This window comes from Clostridium sp. D53t1_180928_C8, assembly GCF_015667795.1.
GTDB lineage: Bacteria > Bacillota > Clostridia > Clostridiales > Clostridiaceae > Clostridium.
Genome location: NZ_JADPEL010000083.1, coordinates 1 through 8,683, shown reverse-complemented (window position 1 = coordinate 8,683; position 8,683 = coordinate 1). Strand labels below are relative to the sequence as shown.

Annotated in this window: 9 protein-coding genes; 8 read left to right on the top strand and 1 reads right to left on the bottom strand. The window is 25.1% G+C overall.

Annotated elements, in window-relative coordinates; genetic code table 11:
* Positions 1-7 precede the first annotated feature (7 nt).
* The 7 genes from I4V51_RS20025 to I4V51_RS19995 all read left to right on the top strand — a co-directional run bounded on the left by I4V51_RS20025 (position 8) and on the right by I4V51_RS19995 (position 5,999).
* Positions 8-418 (top strand): peptide deformylase, encoded by a 411-nt coding sequence (locus I4V51_RS20025; RefSeq protein ID WP_195990207.1) that lies wholly within the window; start codon positions 8-10, stop codon positions 416-418.
* 108 nt (positions 419-526) lie between these two features.
* Positions 527-1,732: an MFS transporter gene (locus tag I4V51_RS20020; protein WP_195990205.1), complete on the top strand. Its 1,206-nt coding sequence runs from the start codon at positions 527-529 to the stop codon at positions 1,730-1,732.
* A gap of 215 nt (positions 1,733-1,947) precedes the next feature.
* On the top strand, positions 1,948-2,541 hold the full coding sequence (locus I4V51_RS20015) for an ABC transporter permease (protein ID WP_207746028.1): 594 nt from the start codon (positions 1,948-1,950) through the stop codon (positions 2,539-2,541).
* A complete protein-coding gene (locus I4V51_RS20010; protein ID WP_195990204.1) occupies positions 2,541-3,437 on the top strand; it encodes a glycine betaine ABC transporter substrate-binding protein in 897 nt (298 codons plus the stop codon). The genes I4V51_RS20015 and I4V51_RS20010 overlap by 1 nt, the downstream gene beginning before the upstream one ends.
* A gap of 21 nt (positions 3,438-3,458) precedes the next feature.
* Entirely contained in the window at positions 3,459-4,190 is a 732-nt protein-coding gene (locus I4V51_RS20005) for an ABC transporter ATP-binding protein (RefSeq protein WP_195990203.1), read from the top strand.
* A gap of 129 nt (positions 4,191-4,319) precedes the next feature.
* Positions 4,320-4,784 carry a hypothetical protein gene (locus tag I4V51_RS20000; protein ID WP_195990202.1) on the top strand — a complete coding sequence of 155 codons (465 nt, stop codon included), beginning with the start codon at positions 4,320-4,322 and terminating at the stop codon, positions 4,782-4,784.
* 360 nt (positions 4,785-5,144) lie between these two features.
* Entirely contained in the window at positions 5,145-5,999 is an 855-nt protein-coding gene (locus tag I4V51_RS19995; protein WP_195990201.1) for a Cof-type HAD-IIB family hydrolase, read from the top strand.
* Between the two features lie 33 nt (positions 6,000-6,032).
* On the opposite strand, the gene I4V51_RS19990 is transcribed toward I4V51_RS19995, so the two are convergent.
* Positions 6,033-6,923, bottom strand: a complete 891-nt coding sequence (locus I4V51_RS19990) for an AraC family transcriptional regulator (protein ID WP_195990200.1) — start codon at positions 6,921-6,923, stop codon at positions 6,033-6,035.
* A gap of 273 nt (positions 6,924-7,196) precedes the next feature.
* Here I4V51_RS19990 and I4V51_RS19985 point away from each other — a divergent pair, with 273 nt between their 5' ends.
* A complete protein-coding gene (locus I4V51_RS19985) occupies positions 7,197-8,555 on the top strand; it encodes an MATE family efflux transporter (RefSeq protein ID WP_195990199.1) in 1,359 nt (452 codons plus the stop codon).
* Positions 8,556-8,683 lie beyond the last annotated feature (128 nt).

The following is an 8,683-nucleotide window of genomic DNA, read 5'->3' as shown; positions in this document are numbered from 1 at the left end:
GAAATATATGATAAAACCAATTATGAAAGATGTATTATTTTTAGCACAAAAATCAGAAAATGCAACTAAAAATGATATTAACGTAATTGAAGATTTAATTGATACTCTAAGAGAAAATATAGATAATTGTGTTGGTATGGCAGCAAATATGATAGGAATTAAAAAACGTATTATAGTTTTTTGTGTAGGCGATATTATAGTTCCTATGGTTAATCCTGTTATAAAAAAGAAAAACAATATGTATGAAACAGAAGAGTGTTGTTTATCTTTAACTGGTTTTAGAAAAACTAATAGATATGAAACTATAGAAGTAGAATATCTTGATAGAGATTTTAAAGAACAAAAGGGTACATTTACAGGATTTGTAGCACAAATTATACAGCATGAAATTGATCATTGTAATGGAGTAATAATTTAGTAATTATGAAATGTTAATAGATTTATATAACAGACAAGTTAATAAAATATAAATAATTAGAATATACATAATATTATTTCACTATTGGTAAGGAGAAAAAATGATATTATGTATGATGAGTTTTTATTAAATAATAAAGAATTCAGAAGCTTTTGCATTTATAGATTAATATTTGGAATTAGTTACAGCCTTATGATACCTATTTTACCATTATTTTTTAAATATAATGGAATGAGTACAGTTACAATAGGAATAGTAATTTCATTATATGGTGTAAGCAAAACAATAATTCAAATACCATTTGGAGTTATTTCCAATAACATAGGTGACAAACTAACATTAAAGTTAAGCTTACTATTAATGACTTTTATTCCTATTGGATATATATTAGCTAATACATCCTTTAATTACGGAACTTTATATATTTTTCAAGGAGCAATATTAGGAATTGCTGCACCTGCCACGTACTCTATATTATCTAGAACATTAGATTCAAATAGAAGAGGAGAATGTACTGGTTTGGCTTCAGCTGTTTTTACATTGGGAGGTGGAATTGGTGCAGCAATTTCAGGTTTAATACTAGAAAAGTACACTAGCTTTAATTTAGTTTTTTATACTGCGTCAATAGGAATATTTTTTAGCTTATTATATGTAATGATTAGAATAAAAAAAGCAAAATCACCAAAATTAAAACAGCAAAATAATCATAATATAAAAGATATTTTATATGAAATAAAAAGCAGAAACTTAACATATAAAATTATTATTTTAGGAGCAAGTGCATTTTTAGGAGATTATATTTATTCATGTGTAATTGCATTAATTCATTTTTATGGACAAGAAGTTTTAGGTGTATCAACCATTTATACCTCAGGAATTATATCAGCTTATTTATTGGTTTTTGGTTTGGCGGCTCCAATTGCAGGATGGGTTAGTGATAAAATAGGTCATAGAAAGCAATTTTTATTATCATTTTCCATAATGAATTTAACATTGTTAGGTTTAATTTTAACGAGAAATGTTTTTATATTTACAGTAATTATAGTTATATATTTTTTAGGAGCTACTTTTTTAAATGCAGTAGTTCAAAGTGCCCTTTCGGAATTTGGTGAATTTTCTAATATAAAAGGTTTTGTTTTTGGCTTTGTAGGAGCTTCAGAATCTTTAGGATATGCTATAGGGCCTTTAATATCTTCTTATATTTATAATTTTAATAAGAATTATTTGTTTATAGGTTTGTTAATTGTATCTTTTTTAGTAACACTAACATATATGTTTTTTCACAAAAAATCTATTAATAATACAAGAATATAACTTATTGTAATAAATACTAAATATAAGTTTGTTATCAGTATAAAGAATAGTGTAATATTTTTTAAATAAATTTTTTAATATATAGATTTCCTAAATTTTTATTTTAGGAAATTTTTTTATGTTTTTATGAGGATTATATAAAGAATAAATATTTAGGTGGGGGGATAAGTATTAAAGAGTTAATAAATATATATGTAGAAAGATATGATTTCTTTTTGAAATTAACATTTCAGCATCTAGCTATATCAGGAATATCTATAGTTATTGCAACAATTTTAGGTGGAATATTAGGAATTATTATAAGTGAATATAAGAAAAGTTCCAAAATTGTTTTAGGAATAGTAAACTTTCTTTATACAATACCTTCTATATCTTTTCTAGGATTCTTAATACCTTTTTCGGGTATAGGCAATACTACTGCAATAATAGCTTTAACTATATATGCTTTATTACCAATGATAAGAAATACATATGCTGGAATGGAAAACATAGATCAATCAATTATAGAATCTGCCCGTGGTATGGGAAGTACAGAATTTCAAATACTGTATAAAATTAAAATTCCACTGTCTACTACGGTAATTTTAGCAGGTTTTAAAAATATGGTAGTTATGACAATAGCTCTTGCTGGTATTGCATCATTTATAGGTGCAGGAGGATTAGGTGTTGCAGTATATAGAGGTATAACAACTAATAATTCAACTTTAACAATTGCAGGTAGCTTATTAATAGCATTATTGGCTTTATTATTAGATTTTATTATTAGTGTTATTGAGAAAAAGATAATAAAAATTTGGAGGTTGAGTTAATGAGAAGGATTAAAAGATCCTTAGTATTTATGCTAAGTATAATATTATGTATTGCAATATCAGGATGTTCTAATAAAAATGATACTATTAAAATAGCAACAAAACCAATGACAGAACAATTTATATTAGGAGAAATGCTTAAGCTATTAATTGAAGAAAATACTGACTTAAAAGTAGAAATTACAAAAGGAATAGGCGGTGGAACTAGTAATATTCATTCTGCTATACTTAAGGGGGATTTTGACCTTTATCCAGAATATACAGGTACCGGGTGGAGTTTTGTATTAAAGGAAGAGGGCATTCCAGCTGATGAAACATTATATAATGACTTGCAAAGTAAATATAATAGCCAATATGATTTGAGTTGGATTGGATTATATGGATTTAACAATACTTATGGATTGGTTATTAGAAAAGATCTAGCAGAGCAATATAATATAAAAACATATTCAGACTTAGCTAAATATTCAAAGGATTTTACTTTTGGAGCTGAATATGATTTTTATGAAAGAGAAGATGGATTTGATGCTTTATGTAAAGAATATGGAATCAAGTTTAAAAAATCTGTTGATTTAGATATTGGCTTAAAATATGATGCTATAAATTCTAAACAAATAGATATTATGAATGTTTTTACTACAGATGGACAACTTTCTAATTCTAATGTTGTACTATTAGATGATGACAATGAATTTTATCAAACTTATTATTGTGGAACTATAGTAAGAAATGATACATTAAAGAAATATCCTGAACTTAAAGATGTATTAATGAAAATGAATAATATATTAACTGAAAGTGAAATGGCGGAGTTAAATTATAAAGTTGAAACTGAAAAAGAGGATGAGGTAAAAGTTGCTAAAGACTACCTAAAAGATAAAGGATTATTAAAATAACAATTAATAAGGAGGATAGCAATGGGGGAAAGAGGGCTTATAGAATTAAAAAATATAAGTAAAGTATATGGTGATAAGATAATATTAAATAATATCAATCTAAAAATTAATAAAGGTGAATTTGTAACTATAATAGGAAGCTCAGGATGTGGAAAAACTACATGTTTAAAATTAATTAATGGCTTAATAGCTCCAGATTATGGTCAAGTTTTCGTAAATAATACTGATATTTCTAAAGTAGATAAAATAACTTTAAGAAGAGGTATAGGTTATGTTATTCAAGAAATAGGCCTATTTCCACATATGAATATTAGAAAGAATATATCATATATACCTAATTTGATTAAAATGGAAAATAAAGAAAATATAAACAAAAAAGTAAGAGAGTTAGTAAAAGCTGTAGGTCTAAATGAAGATATGTTGGAAAGGTATCCAAGTGAGCTTTCAGGAGGACAAAGACAAAGAGTAGGAATTGCAAGAGCACTAGCAAGTAATGCAAAAATTTTACTTATGGATGAACCTTTCGGAGCTGTAGATGAAATAACTAGGAAGCTTTTACAAGATGAAATATTAAGAATATATAGAAAGTTTAACATGACAATTGTATTTATTACTCATGATATTAAAGAAGCATTAAGGCTAGGAACTAAGGTAGTTATAATGGATAAAGGGAAAATAGTTCAAATTGATACTCCAGAAGAAGTCACAAAAAGACCTAAGACAATTTTTGTTAAAAATTTAATTGGTGTATAATAATATATTTATATCAGTAATTATAAAAGGAATAAATAATTTTAATTATACAAATTTAAATATAGGTCATACTATAATAAAGTAAATAGTTTATTATATAATAAAATCAGATAACGGATGTGATATATAATGGATAACATAGAAAAAGATAATATTTTTAAATGCTATACTTTAGATTACTTAGGAAAATATCGTTTTTATGAAGAAGGAGAGTTTATAGATGTAGTTAAAGATGGAGAATATATTTTAGAGAATCTGAAAGAAAGTAATAGATTTGATTATAATAATGCGTCCTATACATTTACTAAGTTTGGAAATATATCAGAAGGTATAACTGAAAATAATGTTAATTTAGAAATAGAAAAGAATAATATTAACGTAAAGATTAATGGAGAAACAACTCATTTAGACTTAATATATAAAATGGAGATAAAGGAACTTGAAGATCATTATAGAGTTGCAACGAGGATAAGCGAAAAAGGTGGAAACGTATCTACATTATTATATATAAATTTGAAAGATAAAGATTCTTGTTTAAGTGCCTTAGAAGAAGTAAGAGATTACCAAGAAGAATTAAAGAATACATCAAAATGATTATATGTAAACTTAATATTTAATTTAATAAGCAAATTAATATATCTAATATTATTTTAGTTATATTAATTTGCTTATATTATTTTAAAGCCTTTTATACAATTATGTACGATTTTTATAAAAATATAATGAATTTTTATAGAAATAATCATTAATACTGTATAAAATTATAAATGTTGAAGTATCTATAAAGTAATTTTTATAGTTTTTTGATTATATTACGAAAGTAAAGGGGGCGGTAGAGTATGACCATGAGAGAAAGAACAGCTAAGAGAAATAGAAAAATAATACAAGAATATTTAGCTGAATAAGCTAATTTATGATAATACTTTAATAATATAAAAACTATGAGGTAGAGATATGGGAAAATACAAAGTGATTGTTATGGATGTAGATGGCACATTAGTTAATAGTGAAAAGAAAATAACATTAAATACTAAAAAAGCTTTAATTCAGGCTCAAAAACAAGGAGTAATTCTTATTCTAGCATCTGGAAGACCTACATCAGGGCTAATAGACCTTACTAAGGAATTAGAGATGGATAAATATAATGGACTTATAGTTTCATTTAATGGCTCTAAAATAATTGATTGTACAACAAATGAAGTTTTATTTAATGAAACAATGTCAGTTGAAGAAGGACAAGCTGTACTTAATCATATGAAAAAATTTAATGTAATACCTATGATTGATAAAGATAAATACATGTATGTTAATGATGTTTTTAATAATGAAATTGAAGTTGATGGAAAAGCTTTTAATGTCATTCAATATGAAGCTCGCGGTGGTAAATTTAAGTTATGTGAAAAGGAAGATTTAGCTGATTTTGCGGATTATCCACTAAATAAGATATTAACTGCTGCAAGTCCGAAGTATTTAGAAAAATATCATAAGGAAATGATGGAGCCCTTTAAAAATTCTTTAAGTTGTATGTTTACAGCTCCATTCTATTTTGAATTTACGGCTAAGGGAATTGATAAAGCAAAAGCTTTAGATACTGTTCTTAGAAAATTAGGATATAATAAGGATGAAATAATAGCTTTTGGAGATGGTCATAATGATAGCTCAATGGTTAAATATGCAGGGTTAGGTATTGCTATGGATAATGCTGTTAAAGAATTAAAGGACATAGCAGACTATATTACATTATCAAATGATGAAGATGGAATTGCTCATGCTATAGATAAGTTTGTTAATACAGAAGTGTTAGTATAATAATAATTACATAAAGTAGGGATAGATACATCCCTACTTTTTTATATAAAACTTTCTATATTCTGTTGGTGTAATTCCAAGTGTTTTTCTAAAAACCTCAGTAAAATAACTTGAGCTATTAAATCCACATTCAAGAGCTATTTCAGTAATTGAATTTGAAGTACTATGAAGTAATTTAATACTTTTATCTAACCTATATTCCATAAGGTAAGATATAGGGCTTTTATTTAATATAGAGTGAAAAATTTTACAACAATTACTTCTACATACATTTCCAGAGGCCGATATTTCTTCTAATGTAACTTTATTTTTATAGTTTTTTTGGATATAACCAACCATATTATGCAATATATCTAAATTTTTATTATAGAATGTTTCTTGGTGTAATCTATCATTTTTTACGTTCTCATAAAGATTATAACAAATAAGGTAAAATTTATTCATTACTTGAAGCTCAAATCCTTCCTTTTCTTCATTACAAAGTTTATAAATATTTTTTAAATTTTCAATCAAATCTTTTTGCCAGCTAATAGTTGGATCGAATATAAAAAATGGATGAGATGTATCTGAACATATAGGATTTATATATGTATCTCTTATATATTCTATTCCTGCAAAAAATAGTGGGTTTAATACTATACAAATAAAAATACAATCAGTTTTATCAGAAGAATAACCATAATGCATATTTCCTGAATTAATAAATATGGCCTGGCCTTCCTTCAAAAAATAATGTTTTCCATTTATGGAATAGTTCATTTTACCACTTAAAATTATAGTAAATTCAAAATCATGATGCCAATGATTTGTAGCAGACATGTTAAGGTAGTCTGATAATTGAGCCTTTTTTGCTCTTATTGGAAATTTGTCAAAGTTATATGAAACAATCTCAGAGCAATCAGATAATAAATTTAGTTCAATCATTTTATTCTCCTTATAATAATAAATATACTATTGTTATAAAAAAATAGCATATATTTATATTTAATATCTATTATATAGAATATTATTATAATGTAAAGCGTTGAAGATGAAGAATACTGTGTATACTAATTTAAAACATAAGAACTTTAGAAAGGGAGATAAAAATGAATATTTTAAAATGTAAAAAAGCAATTAAAGTAAACATATATAATTTAAATATTATATTAAGACAACATAAATCATTTAATAAATATTTACAACAAATTATAATATATGGATAAAAGATTAAATGAGAAAAATATATTTTATAGAAAGTTAGTTACATTAGTATTTCCGATAGCTTTTCAGAATTTTATGATGGCAGCAGTAAGTGCTTCAGATGCATTGATGTTGGGAATGATAAATCAGGATTATTTATCATCTGTTTCATTAGCCTCACAAGTACAATTTATGTTAAGTCTTTTTTTAGCAGCATTAACAATAGGAACTACCATTTTGGTAGCTCAATATTGGGGTAAAAATGATATTATTACAATTGAAAAGATATTTTCAATTGTAATAAAAATTTCTTTTATAATATCCTTATGCTTTTTTGTATTAGCAACTTTTCATACCGAGGAAATTATGAAGTTTTTTACTACAGATTTATTATTAATAGAGAAAGGTAGTAAGTATCTTAATATTGTAGGAGTATCTTATTTATTTACTGGTATTTCACAAATATATTTATGTATTATGAAGAATTGTGGAGATGCAATAAAAAGTACTTTTATTAGTTCAGTTTCTATGATTTTAAATATTATATTAAATGGTATTTTTATATTTGGTTTTGGGAATATTCCATCATTTGAAATAGCTGGTGCTGCTATAGCAACAGTTATTTCAAAAGCTATTGAATTATTATGGGTAATTATGGAATCGTTAAGAAAAGATAAAATTAAACTAAGAAAAGATTATATAATTAGCAATAATAAAATATTAATGGAAGATTTTTTGAAATACACTCTTCCTGTATTAGGTAATGAATTAGTATGGGGAGTTGGATTCACAATGTATTCTGTAATTATGGGGAGACTTGGAAGTGATGCAGTAGCAGCTAATTCTATTGCTAATATAGTAAAAAATTTAATTGCTTGTGTTTGTATAGGTATAGGTGGTGCTAGCGCAATTATTGTTGGAAATGAATTAGGAAGAGGAAATTTAGATAAAGCTAAAAGATACGGTGATAGTTTATTTAAACTATCAATTATTGGTGGGATTATTTCAGGAATAACTTTAATATGCATTACTCCATTGATTTTAAAATGCTCAAATCTTAATTTTACAGCCGTAGGATATTTAAATGGAATGTTAATTATGTGTTCTTATTATTTGATTGGAAAATCAATTAATTCAACTATAATTGCAGGTATTTTTTGTGCAGGTGGAGATTCTAAATTTGGATTTAAATGCGATACAATAACAATGTGGGGAATAACTGTTCCTTTAGGGATTATTGCAGCTCTTTATCTTAAAATACCTATATTAGGAGTATATTTTATAATTAATTTAGATGAAATTATTAAGCTTCCTGCTGTCTATTATAATTATAAAAAATACAATTGGATTAAAGATATAACTCAAAAAATATAGTATATATAATAATACTTATAATTAGGATAATATAAATAATTAATATTAATTTTTACTAAATCTAAATAAATATATTTTGTATTAGTTTATATAGATGTATAAGCTTTAAAACACTAAATATTAATTAA